Source organism: Sphingobacterium corticibacterium, assembly GCF_004208525.1.
Taxonomy (GTDB): domain Bacteria; phylum Bacteroidota; class Bacteroidia; order Sphingobacteriales; family Sphingobacteriaceae; genus Sphingobacterium; species Sphingobacterium corticibacterium.
In genome coordinates this window covers 277,488-295,253 of sequence record NZ_SGIT01000003.1, presented here as the reverse complement: position 1 = coordinate 295,253, position 17,766 = coordinate 277,488, and the positions used below count along the sequence as shown (strand labels likewise).

Genomic DNA, 17,766 nt, shown 5'->3' with positions numbered 1-17,766 from the left:
ATCAATTAGAAAACCATGAAAAAATTATTTGACTATTTGGCGGTTGGCTTCGTACTGCTGTTGCTGGCTGCCTGTGAAAAAGAGGGAGGCACGCCTACCATAACTGATGTGGAGCCGGCGACATTGACAGCTTCCAAAACGGAAGTGCTGTTGGAGGCGACGACACCGAAAGCGGTGGCGTTACAACTGATGTGGAACATAAACGAGCTGCAAAGCACCGAAAAAATAGCACTATCGCAAATGAAGACAATGGTGCAATTTTCAACCAACGCATCGTTTGCATCTGTCGGCCGATCGGTCGATGTAGTAAGTGCTTCACTGAGCTATACTCACCAGCAGCTTAATAGTATGGTACTGGCCTTGGGCTTTTTGCCGTCGGAGCAGCAGCCGATATATGCGCGTGTAGTCTGCCGGTTGGCACCAAATGTGGAACCGATGTATAGCAATGTGTTGGAGTTGGCGGTGACTGCATTTGAACCGGTGGAGGATGGCGACTACCTCTTTATGGCCAATGGTGATTTCTCTGCATTTCCATGGAAACTTTGTGCGCGGTTGGAAGATGGCATATATGATGGTTTTGTGCAGGTAGACCAATGGTATAATTTTTACTTAGCGAACGAAGCAAGTGCAGATGCGAGTACGATTTACGGATCTTATCCGGTGGACGGGAATCAATATGTATTGTATGCCGGCGATGATCGTTGGAATTGCTGGACGAATAACGGCGGATATCTTTATCTCCGGGCGGATGTCAATGCAATGGCGTGGAGCGAAACGGTCGTTCGAAGCTTATCGGTTACAGGCGACTTCAACGGATGGAATGCTGCTTCTAACCCCATGGTGTATGATCAGGAGCAACAAGTTTGGACCGCAACCATTACGACGACTGCACCGGAACAATGGGGGATGAAAATACTGATCAACGAAAGTTGGAGTTGGTTTTTTGGAGGATCGGAAACAGAAGGAGTATGTAACCTCTACACGGCAGATGCAGATGGTTTTGCTTATGAACAGGTGGGTACCTATCGGTTGATCCTCGATTTGCGCGACCCGAAGGCGTTCCGTTATAGTGTTGAACCTTTATAATCTATATAAGATATGAAAGTATATATAAAGAAATTGTCCTGGTTATGGATGTGTATAGGTATTTTTGGATTGGGAAGCTGCAAGAACGATAATGTAGCTCCGGCGGTCCCAGATGAAGATAACTTTGCGAAGGGTGCTGACATCAGTTGGATAACCGAAATGGAGGCGGCTGGCGTATCGTTCTATAATCAGGCGGGTATGGCAACAGATGGTCTAAAACTGTTGCGCGCGTTAGGTATGAACGCGGTGCGGCTGCGCGTATGGGTAGACCCAACGAACGGCTGGTGCAACAAGGAGGATGTATTGGTAAAAGCCTATCGGGCACATCATCTGGGCATGCGTATTATGGTCGATTTCCATTACAGCGATCATTGGGCAGACCCCGGACAGCAAAACAAGCCAGCTGCCTGGGAATCGTTATCTTTGGATGAGTTGAAGGCCGCCGTGGCAGAACATACGAAGGAAGTTTTGCAGTTGTTAAAGGACAACAACATAACAGCGGAATGGGTGCAGGTCGGTAACGAAACTGGGAACGGCATGCTGTGGGAAGATGGAAAGGCCTCGGAAAGTATGGCAAATTATGCAGCCCTGAATAATGCGGGATACGATGCGGTGAAGGCTGTTTTTCCAGAAGCCAAAGTCATTGTGCACGTGCATAATGGCTATGATAACAGCTTGTTTCGTTGGTTGTTCGACGGTTTGACGTCTAACGGTGGTAAATGGGATGTGATCGGCATGTCGCTCTACCCGGATAAGGATAACTGGCAGGAGCGTACGCAACAATGTGTCCAGAATATGGAGGATATGATTGCCCGTTATGAGACGAAGGTGATGATCTGTGAGGTGGGGATGAGTTGGGATGAAGAGGATGCCGCGGTTGCATTCCTAACTGAGCTAATGGATAGAAGCCGGCAGTTTCCGACGGGCCAGGTGCTGGGTGTGTTCTATTGGGAACCTTTATCGTATGGTGGCTGGAACGGCTATACGTTGGGCGCGATGGATGATAGTGGTCGGCCAACGAAAGTGTGGGAGGCCTTTAAGTAAAAAGTAAGATCTTTTTTTTGAATAGTTTTATGATGATACGTGTTTTTTTATGTTGTTTGCTTTTTTGTCCTTCCCTGTTAACTGCACAGGAGCTGCGGCAGTCATTTTTGCTGGAAAAAGATTGGCGGTTTAGTCAAGGGGATGTGGATAAAGCAGCATCAACCACCTTCGATGATAGCGGATGGGATCAGGTAACGGTACCGCATGACTGGGCTATTTACGGTCCGTTTGATCGGGTACATGATTTGCAGGAGGTAGCTGTGACGCAGAATGGAGAAAAAGTGGCCACCGTCAAAACGGGACGCACGGGAGGATTGCCTTATGTTGGCGTAGGGTGGTACAGAAATACCTTTGACGTAGACGCTTTTGAAAAATCGCAAAAACGCGTGGTGCTGAAGTTTGATGGTGCAATGAGTGAAGCACGTGTGTATGTGAACGGACAGGAAGTGTGTTTTTGGCCGTATGGCTATAATGCGTTTCATTGCGATGTGACGGATTTTATTAACCCTTCGGGGAAGGATAACCTGGTGGCTGTGCGGTTGGAAAATAGGCCGCAATCCTCGCGCTGGTATCCGGGGGCTGGTCTTTATCGGAATGTGCATGTTATTGTAACGGATCAGGTGCATGTCCCGGTGTGGGGAACTTTTGTAACCACACCCTTTGTTTCGGATACGTTGGCCTCTGTGCGGCTGGAGACAAATATAGAGCATGCGGATGGCAAGGTGGTTCGGGTCACCACCGATATTATTGACGGAGAGGGAAAGGTGGTGTCGTCTAAAGATAATGCGCAAAAGATAAACTATGGGCAACCTTTTGTGCAGCACTTGGAAGTGTTGGATCCCAACCTGTGGAGTCCGGAGAGCCCGGCATTGTACAAGGCAATATCGCGTATCTTTATAGACGGGAAATTGCTGGATAGCTACGAGACCCGATTTGGTATCCGGGATATCAAATTTGTCGCTGATAGAGGCTTTTTTCTGAATGGGAAACACCGTAAGTTTCAAGGAGTGTGTAACCACCACGACCTCGGGCCATTAGGTGCGGCAATCAATGTTTCTGCGCTGCGATATCAATTGGAACTATTGATGGATATGGGCTGTGATGCCATCCGAACGGCACATAACATGCCTGCTCCGGAATTGGTTGAGTTGTGTGATGAATTGGGCCTGATGATGATGATCGAACCGTTTGACGAATGGGAGATCGCGAAGTGCCTCAACGGCTACCACCGGTTCTTCGAGGATTGGGCCGAAAGGGATATGGTGAATATGATTCGCCATTTCCGTAATAATCCATCGGTCGTAATGTGGAGTATTGGCAACGAGGTACCCACACAATGTAGCCCGGAGGGATATAAGGTCGCTCGTTTCCTGCAGGATATCTGCCATCGGGAAGATCCCACCCGTCCGGTGACTTGTGGGATGGATCAAGTAAGCTGTGTGCTGGAAAATGGTTTTGCGAGCATGCTCGATATTCCAGGATTTAATTACCGGGTGCACCGCTATGGGGAGGCTTATGCAAAGCTACCCCAAAATCTGCTGTTGGGAGCAGAAACCACGTCGACGGTAAGCTCACGCGGAGTTTATAAATTTCCAGTGGAGAAAAAAGCGGAGGCGGTGTATGCTGATCATCAGTCTTCTTCTTACGATCTGGAACACTGTTCTTGGTCGAATTTACCGGATGAAGATCTAGCTATGGCGGACGACCATGCTTGGTCGCTCGGGCAATTTGTATGGACGGGGTTTGATTACTTGGGGGAACCCTCTCCTTATGATACGGATGCTTGGCCAAACCATAGTTCGATGTTTGGTATTATCGATTTGGCAAGTATTCCCAAGGATCGCTATTATCTTTATAGAAGTGTTTGGAACAAACAATCGAAAACCTTACATGTGTTGCCACATTGGACATGGGCGGAACGCGTGGGGGAGGTGACGCCTGTGTTTGTGTATACCAACTATCCGAGTGCGGAGCTATTTATCAATGGAAAAAGCCAAGGTGTGCGCCGGAAAACGGAGGAGACGGTGCAACATCGCTACCGGTTGATGTGGACAGATGTAGTATATGAACCGGGCGAGCTGAAAGTGGTAGCCTATGATGATAACGGAAAGCTCGCGGAGGAGAAGATCGTCCGGACCGCGGGTAAGCCTCATCAAATTGTGTTGGAGACACCGCATAAGATCATTGCGGCAGATGGAAAATCATTGGCCTATGTACGCGTAAAGGTGTTGGATAAGGAGGGTAACTTATGCCCGAACGAGGATGCGCTGGTACGTTTTTCGGTAACTGGTGCAGGCCAATACCGGGCGGCGGCAAACGGAGATCCAACCTGTCTGGATCTGTTTCATGAACCGAAAATGCACCTTTTCAACGGGCAGCTGACAGCGATTGTGCAGGCTGGAGATCGACCGGGAGATGTCCAGCTGGAAGCGAAAAGCAAGGGTTTGAAAAGTGGGAAGATATTTGTGAAGGTTGAATAGCAAGAACGCCGCCTCAAAAGGGTGGCGTTCTTGCTATTTATGAAATGCTGGATGTACAATCTTATGTTAGCGATTTCTTTTTGAATTCTGAAGGGCTCATGTCAAACTGTTTTTTGAAGCATACACTGAAGTATTTTGCATTGTTGAAACCTGTCTGATAGGCTATCTCTGCTATAGTCAGATCAGATTGCTCTAATAAATAGGCACTTCTTTTTAGTCTAATATTCAAAATAAATTCTTTGATAGACATGCCTACAATATCATGTATTTTCTGGTATAGAATGGTTCTTCCCACATTCATATCTGAAACAAAGTCATCTACTGAATACAGAGGATTGGCGATGTTCAGTTCGATAAATTTCATGGCCCGCACGAGCAGTTCTTCATCCATAGATGTGATCGTTACTTTGGCTGGATCGACCACCAAGCGTTTGCTATACATTTCCCGTAGTTCTTGCTGGTTTTTCAAGATTGCTTCGGTCTGTTGCAACAGATATTCGATATCGAAGGGCTTATCGATAAAAACGGTTGCTCCGTATTCAAGGGCCTTAATTTTATTTTGATTTTCTTCCCCAACGCCCGATATCATGACGATAGGGATATGGCTGGTCTTAAAATTTTGCCTTAAGCGACGGCATACTTCAAATCCGTTGCCATTAGGCATGATGAGATCGGTAATGATCAGCTGAGGATATATTTTTTCAGCTTTGATAATCCCTTCCATACCGTCGCTTGCCGTATAAATATTGTATTTTTGTGAAAGACGTTGTTCAAGGTAGGTACGCATAGCAGGATCATCTTCTATCAGCAGTAAACTGTTGGCTTTTCGTGCATTCTTGGTAGGGCTGTCGGGCTCTGTATCATCTAACATGACGTCGTCAATCTCCGAAATGGTATAATCATAAACGTTCCCGCGCATACTACCGGTGCTCGCTTCCTTTTTCAATGGTAGAATAATTGTAAAAGAAATTTTGTTGGTTTTGTTGACCATCCAGATGTTTCCCTTGAGTACATCAACCAATTCCTTGACAATAGCCAGTCCCAATCCTGAACTCTCCTCGAAGGTGGGCCGATGGGAAGACAGACGGTTAAAAGAAGTGAAAAGGGTAGCAATTTGTTGTTCGGAGAAGCCGTCACCGCTGTTGAGTACTTCGATGGAAATATATTCTAATTCGGCTTCCGCCCGTTTTTGAGGTAGCCTCGCCTTCTCTTCTTCCGTAGAACTATATATGCGCACGCCAACATAACCCTTATTTGGAGTATATTTTAAAGCATTGGAAAATAAATTGGTCAAGATTTTCTCAACGATATCATAGTCGAAAGCGACATATACTTGATCCTTATATGCTGAAATATTCGTTTCTATCTCCTTCTTATTTGCATATAATTCAAACAGACTAAAGACATCACGTACAAAGTTGATAATATCCCCCACCTGAGGATGTAACGTGACTTTTTGACTTTCTATTTCTCTAAAGCGGAGTAGCTGGCTTATCATACGTTGAATCCGCGACACGTTTTTCTCGATGAGCTGCATGTAAACGGTAGCGTGATTATTGGCGTCCAGTGTTTCCTTTAGTTGTTTAAGAGGTTGCAGTACCAAAGTGAGCGGGGTTTTTAGATCATGCGAAATATTCGTAAAAAAATCGGTGCGGGCTTGATTCAGTTTCAGTATATTTTGCTCTTTTAACGCTTCGAGTGCCAAACGCTCCTGGAACATCTTTTTATCGGTGTAGTAACGGATGATGAAAAACAATAATGAAATGACAATAAGGCTATAAAAACAATAGGCCCACCACGAAAGAAAGAAAGGGGGATCTATATGCAGATAGAGCCGTGATATATCGTCTCCCCATAGCCCGTCATTATTAGACGCTTTTATTTCAAACGTATAGCTGCCGCTAGAAAGGTTGAAAAACTGTACAGACTTATGTGGTGTATTGACCACCGTCCAGTTATCGCTGATTCCCCGCATGCGATACGCAAACTGGTTCTTATCCGCAGCCAGGTAACTGTTGGCTGAAAATCGAATTTCTATGTTGGATTCGCTGTTGGAAAGCCGTATTCGTTCGTCCCGTCTGTTCGATAGGCTGGAGATGTCTTTTGACAGCGGGGAGGAAGCAGAACTAGCTGTTACCTCGGTATTGTTTACCAGAAAACCCGTAAAGAACACGCGAGGTTTCTGTGGGTTCTTACCGGTGTGTGCAGGGTCAAATAGCAAAAATCCGTTGGTTCCGCCAAAAAATAGCTCCCCTTTTGCTGTCTTGTAGGCCGCGCGTATATAAAAAGATCCACATTTGTTTTCTTTATAAAAACGTGCCTTCTCAAACTTGGTGGATTTGGGATTATAACTATAAATGCCATCGCTGGTACTAAGCCAGATTCTCTTCGAACTGTCGTCTTCCAATATACCGAATACCATCTTTGGCGGAAACCCATTGTTGCTGTTGAAATTGAGGTAAGTGCCATCTTTCTTCAGTACGTTTACGCCTCTTCCTAATGTGCCTAACCATAAATCACCATTTGAAGATTCGTGATGGCAGGATAGATTGTTGGCGGAATAAGGGGCGTCTTGAATCAGATAATGTTTCAGGACTTTAAGCGTATTTCGGTCAACAACATATAATCCTTGTTGTGTAATCAACCGGAGGTTATATTGGTTATCTAAATACAATGTGGCTATATCGAGGTTTAGCTTTTCATCATTTGCACCGATAATTTTAACAATTTCTGTATCCGCGTTTTTCTTTCTTTTATATAAAAAAGGTTGGTTGGGATCGGTCATCCACCAAGTTCCTTCTTCATCCTGTACGAAATCGTATATGGTGAGTGGCTGCCGGCTTCCCGGGAAGAAGAAATGGAGATCGTTGAAAGTACGACCAGCGGGGTCATACGCCGTAAGGCCGCCGCTAAATGCAGAAATCAAAAGACGTTGGTTCTCCGAATCAAAACGTAAACGCTTGATCATGTTGGAGTTTGGTGAATCTGTGGATGATTTTATAAAATGGTGGAAGGAGTCGTTTTTCCGGTCCCAGTAATTGAGCCCGCCACCTTCAGTTCCGATCCACATGTTGCCCAATTGATCTTCTTGGAAACTACTGACAATAGGATGGTTAAGTCCTCCTGGGCTGGGATTAAAATAACGTACATGCGCATCGTATAGCGAGCAGTAGGCAATCTTACCGCCATAGGTTCCGATCCACGCGCCTTGATTAGGATCTGCATAGATGGTCCAGATCGAATTATTCGGTAGTGAAAAAGGATCATTCAAGTTCAATCGAAGAAAACCGCGCTCTTCTTTGATTGGATTATATAAGAACAATCCAACCTGGGTGGCCACCCATATTACACCGGTTTGATCAAGAAATAGGCCTTTCGCTAATGCCGGCTGGTTGTTCGCAAAGGATACAGGAATATGGCGTCTTATTGTTCCCAATGTATCGGTGACAAAGATACCACCTCGTTGGGTGAGGTGGTAATAGAGTCCTTCATATTCCAGTACGTCAACAAGGGTATGGGAAGGTTTGTCTAAATGGATAAACGGTACCAATTGCTTCTCGCTTTGGTGCAGTTTATAAAGTGTGCTTTCATGCGACACATACAGGTCACCATTCAAACTTAGAATTTTACTGTAGAATTTGTCTTTGGGCAGCTGAAAACCGTTTAATGTATTGTTTTGTGAATCATACCACAAAAGACTATCTCTGGATAATATATATAGTTTGCCGTCATCATGTTGACATGCAGATCGTATGCTGCGTTGTACGGCGATATGAAATTTAAATTGCTCATAATCGAAGCGTAGCAAGGCATGATTCGTGAAGAGAAATAGTTCTCCTCGCTGGCTGGCGATTAGAGAACCATACCCCCATTTGACGGTAGGATTGAGGGCGGAAACGAGTTCGTCTAATTGGTGGAAGCTATTCCCGTCATACATAAAGATAGCGTCAGTACCGGTATACCAAATTCGCCCTAGACTATCTTTTGCTATGCTCTGTATTCCACCGTAATAGGAGGTTTCAGGCATCACGTGAAACCGGTAACGTGACGTATCAATCGCAAAAGCGCACTGTAAAAAGAAAATAAAAAAGCAGAATAATAGACTGTATTTTTTCATTTTATAATGAACATTCCTCCGGATTACATGCCAATGTACTATAAAAATTGTTTAGCCCGTTACTTCTTATCTTAAATTTTTTCCCTTAGCCTGGTCAAAGCTTCTAAATAATAGTAGTCTGCATAAGTGAGCGGTACATCCACTTCTGATTGGAGAGGATATGCACCTACACTATGCTTTAAGATAAAATAACCATTTTCGCCGAGAGTAGCCGTATAGGCCGGAGACGCCATGGTCTTAACCTGGACTTTGGCAACGTGCTCATATAGCGATGCGCGATCTTTATCAACATAATTACTTAACTCAATCAACGCCGACGCGGTGATAGCCGCTGCGGATACATCGCGATAAGTGTCCGGAATATCGGAACTGTTATAATCCCAATAGGGAATATAGTCATCAGGCATATTGGGGTGATTAATCAAATAGTCTGCGATATGCTGGGCTTGTTTTAAATAACGCTCATCTTTCGTCTCCTTGTATAGATAGGTATAGCCGTAAAGTCCCCAAGCTTGCCCTCTGCTCCAGGACGACTCGTCCGAGAAACCTTGATGTGTTTGTTTCAAGTGCGGTGTGCCGCTAATTGTGTCATACGAGACGACATGGTAGGAACTGTAATCGGGTCTAAAGTGATGCTCCATCGTTTTGTCGGCGTGGGATAACGCAATCTCCTTGAAACGGGCGTCGCCCGAATAGGTCGCCGCCCACAACAATAACTCTAAATTCATAATATTGTCGATGATAACGGGGTACTGCCATTGTTCGGTATTGTGATCCCAAGACCGGATCAATCCTACCTGCGGACGATAGCGGGTACTTAGCGATTTAGCAGCGGTAAGCATCACGTCTTCATATTTTTTATTGTTTGTGAGCCGATAGCCGTTGCCAAAACTACAATAGATCATAAAGCCGACATCATGATTGTCTGTCGTATATTTCTCCCGCTCGACACGATCCGTATACAATTCCGCATATTTTAATACAGCGGGATTTTGGCTGTTTTCATAGATGTACCAAAGCGAGCCTGGAAAAAAGCCGCTGCACCACCAGCGTGAGTCGGAAGAAACATCTTTGCCGTTCTCGTATGTCCGGGGGAGTCTTCCTTGCTGATCTTTGTATTTTTCCGCCATCAACAAGGATTGTTTTTCGGCAAAAATAAAGGCGCTGTCGATTACCGCTTTTAAGGCCTGATCGTCATCCGTTTCCGGACGTTCGGTACAAGCGAACAGTCCGGACAGGATGATAAAGTAACTAAAAAGTTTGTTGTACATACTTATTGTATTTGGACGTTCAGAAGTTTCACCCACCCTTCTTCGGTTATCTCATCGTTAACGGCAAGCTTTATACCGGGCTGGTTGTCCTTTGTTGTATCAACAATAGCGATGGCCCAGGTATATGTTCCTTTAGGCAGGTCTATGACCATTTTAAAGTCATATGATGCGGGACTGTCTTTTAACCAGGTCGAGGGTTCTGCCTCATGGTCGATAAATGTTTTTTTGACCGATCCCTGCTCGTCCAGGAGTGCAAATGCCACTTTATATTTATAGTTCCATTGCGGGATGTTGTTGGGAAAATAACCCCAGCCCATGTTCCGCCACCGGTGGTTGATGTTAACTTCTTTACCGCTAGCTACGGTTTCTGGTAGGTACAGGCGATCTGGATAAAGCCGATATCCTCCTTCTGATATGAAACGCTGCACAAGGTTAAACGACTTTTCAAACCAGGAATCGGTATCTCCAGATCGGAAGTCCATCATGTTGACACGGGCTTCAGCAGAATCGTCAAACTCGCCCTGCCGAACATCTTCGGGATGACCTTCGCGGTAACGGCCACTTGGATCTGTCCAGTAACGGTGTGTGCCCGAGGTAATCCATCCGCCCTCCATCAGTATTGGGCGTTTGAAATTCCACGATTTGGCGAACTGTTTCTCCCAACTTTGATAGTATTCTGTCATCCCGAACGCGTCTTGCCGCAGACTGTATCCTTTGTTAATCATCTTGACGAGTAATCGATCGCTGTTCGGATTGGGAGAGCCCCAGCTTTGCGGGTGGCCGACTAGACGGTGGTAATTGATGACCAATGGGATGTTAGTGAATGTTCTCGTATAGAGGTCGGAAACCCAATCGATCAATTCTTCCTTTAGTGTTTCGGTATCGGATCCGCTTGGGCTATTGGGGTCTTCGTAGATCACGTTGTGCGCTTCTCCCCATTTTCCAAAACCATAGGCGTCGATAAACGACACGAGATCTGGATCATTGAAATCCTCGGCCAGGGCTTCTATAAATTTGGTGTAGTATTGCCTAAATATTGGATCTTGGGGAAGGGGTGTGACGCGCGTAGGAAAGGAGGGGTTTTCCAGGTAGGACGCCGCTCCGGCATCAAAAACAAATTGTGGCGTATTCATCCCTTGATCGCGGCCATCTACTACGATACGGAAGGCTATGGGAAGCCCTCTTTCTTTGGCACCGTTGATTAATCGGGCTATTTGCGTGCTCGGATCGCGCCAAGCGTAAACGCCATCGGCTGGGTTTAACGATGACCAACTGGTGCGTAGATAGCAGGCCGATGCGTAATCGATAGCTTTTACGCGTTTGCCCAAGTCGGCAACATAGTACTCTTGGTCCCAGTAGGTAGGTTCGGCGGTTCGTGCGGCATACATGACCCAACCATTCAAGGGGTTGCGGAACATGGTGCTTCTGTTGTATTTTGTTTTTACGAGCGTATGATCTCCATTTCCACCTTCGCTTTCATTAATCCCGTTTGATGAACACGCGACGGATTGGAAACATACTAAGATCATCAAAAGGAGCTTGATCGTTTTCAAATAATTTAAATTTCTCATATTTTTAATATTTCTGCTTAGTGTTTTAGCGTTTTTCTGCAAGAATCGTCATGTTTCTCAAGTCAAGCACCAAGAGGTTTGTACCACCTGGTATCGTGATATAAGAGTTTCTATGCTCTCCGGAAAATCCGCCAGATATGTCATTTATTTTGCCGAGAATGAGCGTGATATCTTGCCTTAAGCCTGCGGAAGTCAATGGAGAGCTAAATGCATAAGCTAAGTTTTTATCGTTGTCACTTCCGCCATACGCAATGAACTTGGTTTTACCCGTGGTGCCGCCCGTGTAAACAAGTACCTGCGGATCCGCCAGGCTTACGGTACAATTCATTTTAATGGGTGTTCCCCAATTATTGATGGCTCCATGCATCCATAGGTCCGTGATTTCCGTTGTTACTGGTCCAGCTCCACTGTTCCAATCCACGACCTTGGGCATCAGTGCTTTGGCCGGAGAATAAATAGTAGCTGTTGCTTTTTGCATATCGATGACGACCCGATATTCGCCGGGGTTTTCTATTTTCCAAGGAATCGGATTTTCGCGTACGGTGACACTGATCGTCTCGCCATCTTTTAATGTTCCATCGTTATCGGAAGGGCTGATATAATTGGTCTCGCCATTGTACGATATGGGTATGATTAACTCGCCGGCATCCAAATCGAGAACATGTGCATAGACATTATTGTTTTCAATGGTTTTGGCCAGCTCAATCCGTGATCCTGGTACCGAGCTGCCGTCTAAAAATACGTTGTCTGCATCGAAGACAATGGTTCGGATGGGGTGTACACGTACCGTGACTGTTTTGACTTCGGGCGCTTCAAATGTTGGTCCTCCTTCCCACTGCGCAATCACTCTGAATTCCAGTGTAAAAGGGGTGTTCACGGGTAGCTTCCATTTTTCATTCGCCCAATTTTGTAACTGCTCTGAGGTGAAGCTGCGGCTGAATATACCATCGTCTTCATACTGCATGATGGCAGTCGACGATCCGAAGTTATTGCCGATGACATCCAGCTTGGTCGTGTAAAGTACCACATGGTCTTCCGATGTTGATCGTGCGGGCTCCCATGTAAAGGTGATGATGTCGTCTGTGAGATGTTCCACATCCAGTGCAATCTCTCCTGATGATGCCTGTAAGGTCATTGTTTCAGGTACTTTGTCGATATCGACGATTTCGTAGCTACAGGCATTTAAACCACAGACGGCGAGAAACAACGTTAAAATTCGATATAGATAAGCTATCTTTTTCATAAAATATAATTTTTAAACAAATGCATGGAATACTTTATCCTATCTATAACCAGGATTCTGTGGGAACTCCGCATCGCGATTGGCATCACGGATGCTCTGCGGTATCGGCCATAATGCATGATCAACCTTTACTCGATCGCGTATGGCACTGTTGTACGTGCTGACTCGTTCTACGTACGTATTCGTGCGGACCAGCGTAAAGCGACGGCTTTCTTCACCGACTAATTCCCTGATGCGTTCATCAAGCAGAAAATCCATATCCATATTACTGGCATTGACAGGTAAGGCGTTCGCTCTTTGCCGCACGGCATTGACGGCATTTGCTGCGCGATCACGAAATGCATCGCCTTGCCCTAAATATGCTTCTGCCAGCAACAGGTAGGTTTCTGCCAGGCGGAACTTCATCCGGTCTCGGTAGCTGCCGGTGAGTCCCAGATTCTCGGCGCGGCCGTAAAAGAATTTGGTCAACGCCGGGAATAGTGTTTTGGTGCTGAACCACGTCTGCTCCGTGATATTCGCTTTCGTGCCGTGCACTGGGCTGTTGGGATTATTATAGTACCAATTACGTTTGATGTTGTAGTTGGAGTTTCGGATATCGCTGGCATCAAATATTCCGGGTGCATTTCCGCTTGCATTGGTGCCCGTAGTACCCATCCACCACTTCATCGGTACAATCTGTGCCAAGCCGCGGCCTCCGAGGGTGTCTGCCAACGTAAAACCAGTGATATCAAAATATTTTGGATTCCATGCGCGACGTGTCCAATCGTCTGAATTTGTTCCTCCGCCGATGGCATTGAATTCAAACTGCAGCACCCAGATACTTTCCCGGTTGCCTGCCTTTCTGTTTTGATTATTTTCTTTGAAGAGATCACTGAATGCATCGCCTGGCTGATTCTCACTGACGCCAAACCGACTCGCCATCAGATTGAAATAGCCGCTGTTGATAACGGCCAAAGCAGCTTTTTCAGCCAGGTTGTACTCGCCTTGTAAGAGATACATTTCGCTTAAGAGATGATATGCCGCCCATTTGGTTAACTTTCCATCTTGCACCTGATCGGGGTTTTCGGGCAGGTTTTCGACGGCGAATTGGAGGTCGTCTACAATGTGCTGTAACACTTCCGCCTTAGGGGTGCGGGTGAAGTTGAGCTGAAAATCATACTGTATGGTTTCTACATAAGGCACGTCGCCATAGAGGTAGACCAACGTGCGATAGGCATACGCCCGAAAAAATTTAGCTTCTGCTTGGAAATGTACTTTATCCGTCGGTCGATCCCAATTGTCGTTTATATCCGAAAACAGCAAAATTTCATTGGCGGAGGCTATCAAGCTGTAAGACCAATCCCAATAAGAACGTACAAACCGTTCTTCAGCGGTTAATGTAAGGTTGGCAAATGCGGTCAGTGATGCATCGCTGTTGATCACGTCCACAATATCCGTTGCGGCCTGTAAAGCTTCATATGGGGTTGCATTACCATGCATAAAAGCGCCCCCCTCTCCCCACGTATTATACTCTGCGCGAGCGAGAGCGTATAGTCCAGTACTCCCTACTTCAAAGCCATACGTACTGGTGAATGTATTTGTAGGCGCCAACTCCGATTTTAGATCTTCCGTGAGAAAGTCTTTGCATCCTGTTACGGCACCTATTGCAAGTGCCGCAACGCAACTCATCATGATTTTATTTATTTTCATCGTCTTTAGGTCTTAAAAAGTTAAGTTTAAACCGAACATATACGAACGCGCTGTGGGGAAAGAAGCCATCCAGCCATTGTCGTAGTTTAGCACCTGCCTGGCGTTAGAAAACGTATGGAGATTATTGACGCTCACGTTTACGTCTATGGCGCTTAGCCGGACTTTATTGGCGATGGCCGATCCGACGCGGTAGCCGAGGGTTACATTTTTAAGTTGAACGTAGTGCTGCTTTCGGTAATATCCATGCCCGAGACTATTGAGATAACCTGGAGAGACAATGTCTGCGTCTGGATTTTCAGGTGTCCAATAATTTGCTCCACGGACATAGTTGGTGATACCATACGTCCATGAACCCATGTTGGCCAAATTATCTTCGCGCCAGACACCAAATACGCCGTTAACCAAGAAAGAGAAATAAAGATTGCCGAAGGACATTCTGTTGCCTACAGAAGCTAGAAAACTAGGCATTTTTGATCCGATGATTTTTCGGTCCTCTGCATCGATGTACCCATTGCCGTCCACATCTTCTATCTTGGCGTCGCCAGGAACAGCACCTCTTTGTATGTCTTCTAAATTACCATCGGCATCGGTGTACTTAAACGTATCTCCCTGCTGCCAAATACCAATGACGTTATAGTCATAGAATACACGTAATGGTTTTCCTATGAACCATTGGTTATTGATGTCATCCATCTGGTCGCCGCGCAGTTCAATAATTTTGTCCCGGTTTAGCGAGAAATTCAGGTTCGAACTCCATTCAAATTTGGACGTACGGACGTTAACGGCATTTAAGGCTACTTCAATACCGGTGTTACGGGTCTGCCCGATATTATCCCAGATCCGCCCAAACCCATTCATGATGGGGACGGTACGGATCATCAAGAGATCGTGTGTGTTGGATCTATACATTTCGATGGTTCCGCCCAAGCGATTATTCAGAAACTGAAAGTCGATACCGAGGTTGGTGGTGCGCGTTGTCTCCCACTTCAGGTTGGGGTTCCCGACGCCGTCACTAGGCAGGTATGCGGTGTTCACAGGTAAGCCGCCATCTCCCCAGATGTATTTCACACTGGAGTACAGCCGGTCCAACGTACGATAGGGGGAGATAGCTTGGTTCCCGTTTGAGCCATAAGAAAGACGTAGCTTCAGCATGTCCATCCAATCTGCGTTATCTTTGATAAAGCTTTCTTCTGCCACGTTCCAAGCTAGGGCTACGGATGGGAAAAAGGCGTATTTATTGTTGGTTCCAAATACAGAGGCGCCGTCTGTACGTCCGGTAATCGTGGCTAGGTATTTGCTCTTATAACCGTAGTTTAGACGGAACATATAGGATAGTAACGCGGTTTCGGTCAATCCCGAAGATATGGTTTGGTTGCGCTCGGCAGCTTCCATCATATAATAGCTGGTTTGGTCCGTTACAAAGCCTTGTCCGTTCAGTCCGGATGAAATATTTTTAGTTTCCTGTAGACTGAATAAGCCGGTCGCATCAAGCCGGTGGTCCCCAATCTCCCGTTCATAACGCAAGATGTTTTCCCAGGTATAGTCCGTATTGTGCGCATTGCTGATGCTGGCATTACCCCCAACCAATCCGGCTTGTTCTCGGCCGACGAAGGTGTCCCTGCCGTAATATGTTCCTGTAAAGTTGGAACGGTAATTATAACCGAGATTGGAGCGGAAGGATAAACCTGTTATCGGAAGTTGTATGTTCGCATATCCATTGATAAAGAAATTGCGGTTGGTTCTGTTCTGATCCGCATTGACATTGAGCATGGGATTGGTGATGAGTGCATATTCCATAGGCTCGGTAATGTACCGGCCTGTTTCATCTATATATTTGCCATAGGGACTCTGTTTGATCGCGTGCTCGATATTTGGCGTAACACCACCGTCTTCGCGCTGTACAAACTGCGTACCTATTCCGGTCGTTAACCAGTCATTGAACACTTGATCGATGTTTGCGGAAATATTATGTCGGTTCAACCGGGAGTTGTATACAACACCGTCTTGCTTCATGGACGAAGCGGCGACCATGTATTTTGTACTGTGTGTTCCGCCCGAAAAATTTAACTGGTGATCCATGGTGATTCCTTTGCGAAAGATATAGTCCTGCCAATTGTGTGTGATTCCATTGATGTAGTTTTCGCGTTCGCTTTGGCTGATGATACCGCCCGCGATGGGATCCAATTGATCCCCGGAAAGGCCTTCTTTTAGACGGCCTATATCTTGTTGTAGGCGGATATATTCATCGGGTCCCATAACCTGGATATATTGCATGGGTTCCGCGACACCAATCTGACCTCTATAGCCGACCTGCGGTTTACCTGCTACGCCTCGTTTTGTTTGCACCAAAATGACACCGTTGGATCCGCGCGAGCCATAAATAGCTACTGCCGAAGCATCTTTTAGTACCGTAAGATTTTCAATGATATTGGGATCCAAGTCTACCAAGGAACCACTATAGGGTATGCCGTCTAAGACAATTAAAGGGTGATTGCTTGCTGATAACGAGTTCTCACCACGGATTAATAACGTTTGGCTGGCACCGGGAGCGGCATTTGAAGTCGTAATAGTAAGACCCGCTACTTGCCCAACCAAGCGATCCATTAAGTTGGTGGTGGATACCATGGATAATTCTTTTTGTCCGACAACGGAGAGACCTCCGGTAAGATCTCGCTTACGTGTGGTACCATACCCAACTACCACCACTTCGTCTAATACGGCTTCGCCCGTCATGGTCACATTCATGATCCCGGAGGCGGGGACAGGCACCTCTTGGCTACTATAGCCAACGTAGGAGAAGGTTAATATAGACGAGGGGGCAGCTTGTAAGCTGTAATTGCCCGCGTCATCAGTGCTCGCGTAGGTGTCGCTATCTTTCACTTGAATGGTGACGCCGGTTAGTGAATTTCCATCGGCATCACTTACTTTTCCCGTAACTTTAATTAAATTTTGTTGTGCATGCATAACCGTTGTCCACAGAAGGGAGAAAAAGAGTAGCATGCAGGTTTTTATTTTTATGTTAGTTTCCTTAATCATATAAATTTAGTTTGGTTAACGCTAAAAAAATATTTTCATTTTTTGGCTTCGTTGCTAAATAAGCAAAGGTGTTATAATAGCTATTTATGTATTTCTATAGGCATTGGGTTTAATTGTTTAACTTTTTTGTTTATAGCGGTTAGCGGAAGCGTTGATGGCGTTCCAGCATGGCACAAAGGTAGCCGAAGAGGCCTGATCTGACGGTATAGGTTTGTTCAGAAATGGTTCA

Annotated in this window: 9 protein-coding genes; 3 read left to right on the top strand and 6 right to left on the bottom strand. The window is 45.8% G+C overall.

The genetic code is table 11. The features are described from left to right. The first annotated feature begins 15 nt into the window (after positions 1-15). Genes EWE74_RS16105 through EWE74_RS16095 form a run of 3 tightly spaced genes read left to right on the top strand, consistent with a single transcriptional unit; the run spans position 16 to position 4,610 of the window. On the top strand, positions 16-1,086 hold the full coding sequence (locus tag EWE74_RS16105; RefSeq protein ID WP_130142629.1) for a DUF5111 domain-containing protein: 1,071 nt from the start codon (positions 16-18) through the stop codon (positions 1,084-1,086). Between the two features lie 12 nt (positions 1,087-1,098). Next, on the top strand, positions 1,099-2,130 hold the full coding sequence (locus EWE74_RS16100) for a glycoside hydrolase family 53 protein (RefSeq protein WP_130142628.1): 1,032 nt from the start codon (positions 1,099-1,101) through the stop codon (positions 2,128-2,130). Between the two features lie 29 nt (positions 2,131-2,159). Further along, positions 2,160-4,610 carry a DUF4982 domain-containing protein gene (locus EWE74_RS16095; protein ID WP_239018686.1) on the top strand — a complete coding sequence of 817 codons (2,451 nt, stop codon included), beginning with the start codon at positions 2,160-2,162 and terminating at the stop codon, positions 4,608-4,610. A 61-nt stretch (positions 4,611-4,671) separates the two neighbouring features. On the opposite strand, the gene EWE74_RS16090 is transcribed toward EWE74_RS16095, so the two are convergent. The 6 genes from EWE74_RS16090 to EWE74_RS16065 all read right to left on the bottom strand — a co-directional run bounded on the left by EWE74_RS16090 (position 4,672) and on the right by EWE74_RS16065 (position 17,501). After that, positions 4,672-8,727 carry a hybrid sensor histidine kinase/response regulator transcription factor gene (locus EWE74_RS16090; protein ID WP_206365279.1) on the bottom strand — a complete coding sequence of 1,352 codons (4,056 nt, stop codon included), beginning with the start codon at positions 8,725-8,727 and terminating at the stop codon, positions 4,672-4,674. A 71-nt stretch (positions 8,728-8,798) separates the two neighbouring features. Next, positions 8,799-9,998, bottom strand: a complete 1,200-nt coding sequence (locus EWE74_RS16085; RefSeq protein WP_130142627.1) for a glycoside hydrolase family 88 protein — start codon at positions 9,996-9,998, stop codon at positions 8,799-8,801. Positions 9,999-10,000: 2 nt separating this feature from the next. After that, positions 10,001-11,569, bottom strand: coding sequence for a DUF4832 domain-containing protein (locus EWE74_RS16080; RefSeq protein ID WP_130142626.1), 1,569 nt, complete (start codon positions 11,567-11,569; stop codon positions 10,001-10,003). Between the two features lie 25 nt (positions 11,570-11,594). After that, entirely contained in the window at positions 11,595-12,812 is a 1,218-nt protein-coding gene (locus EWE74_RS16075) for a SusE domain-containing protein (protein WP_130142625.1), read from the bottom strand. 39 nt (positions 12,813-12,851) lie between these two features. Next, positions 12,852-14,501, bottom strand: a complete 1,650-nt coding sequence (locus tag EWE74_RS16070) for a RagB/SusD family nutrient uptake outer membrane protein (RefSeq protein WP_130142624.1) — start codon at positions 14,499-14,501, stop codon at positions 12,852-12,854. Positions 14,502-14,513: 12 nt separating this feature from the next. Then, positions 14,514-17,501: a SusC/RagA family TonB-linked outer membrane protein gene (locus tag EWE74_RS16065; protein WP_239018685.1), complete on the bottom strand. Its 2,988-nt coding sequence runs from the start codon at positions 17,499-17,501 to the stop codon at positions 14,514-14,516. Between the last annotated feature and the right edge of the window lie 265 nt (positions 17,502-17,766).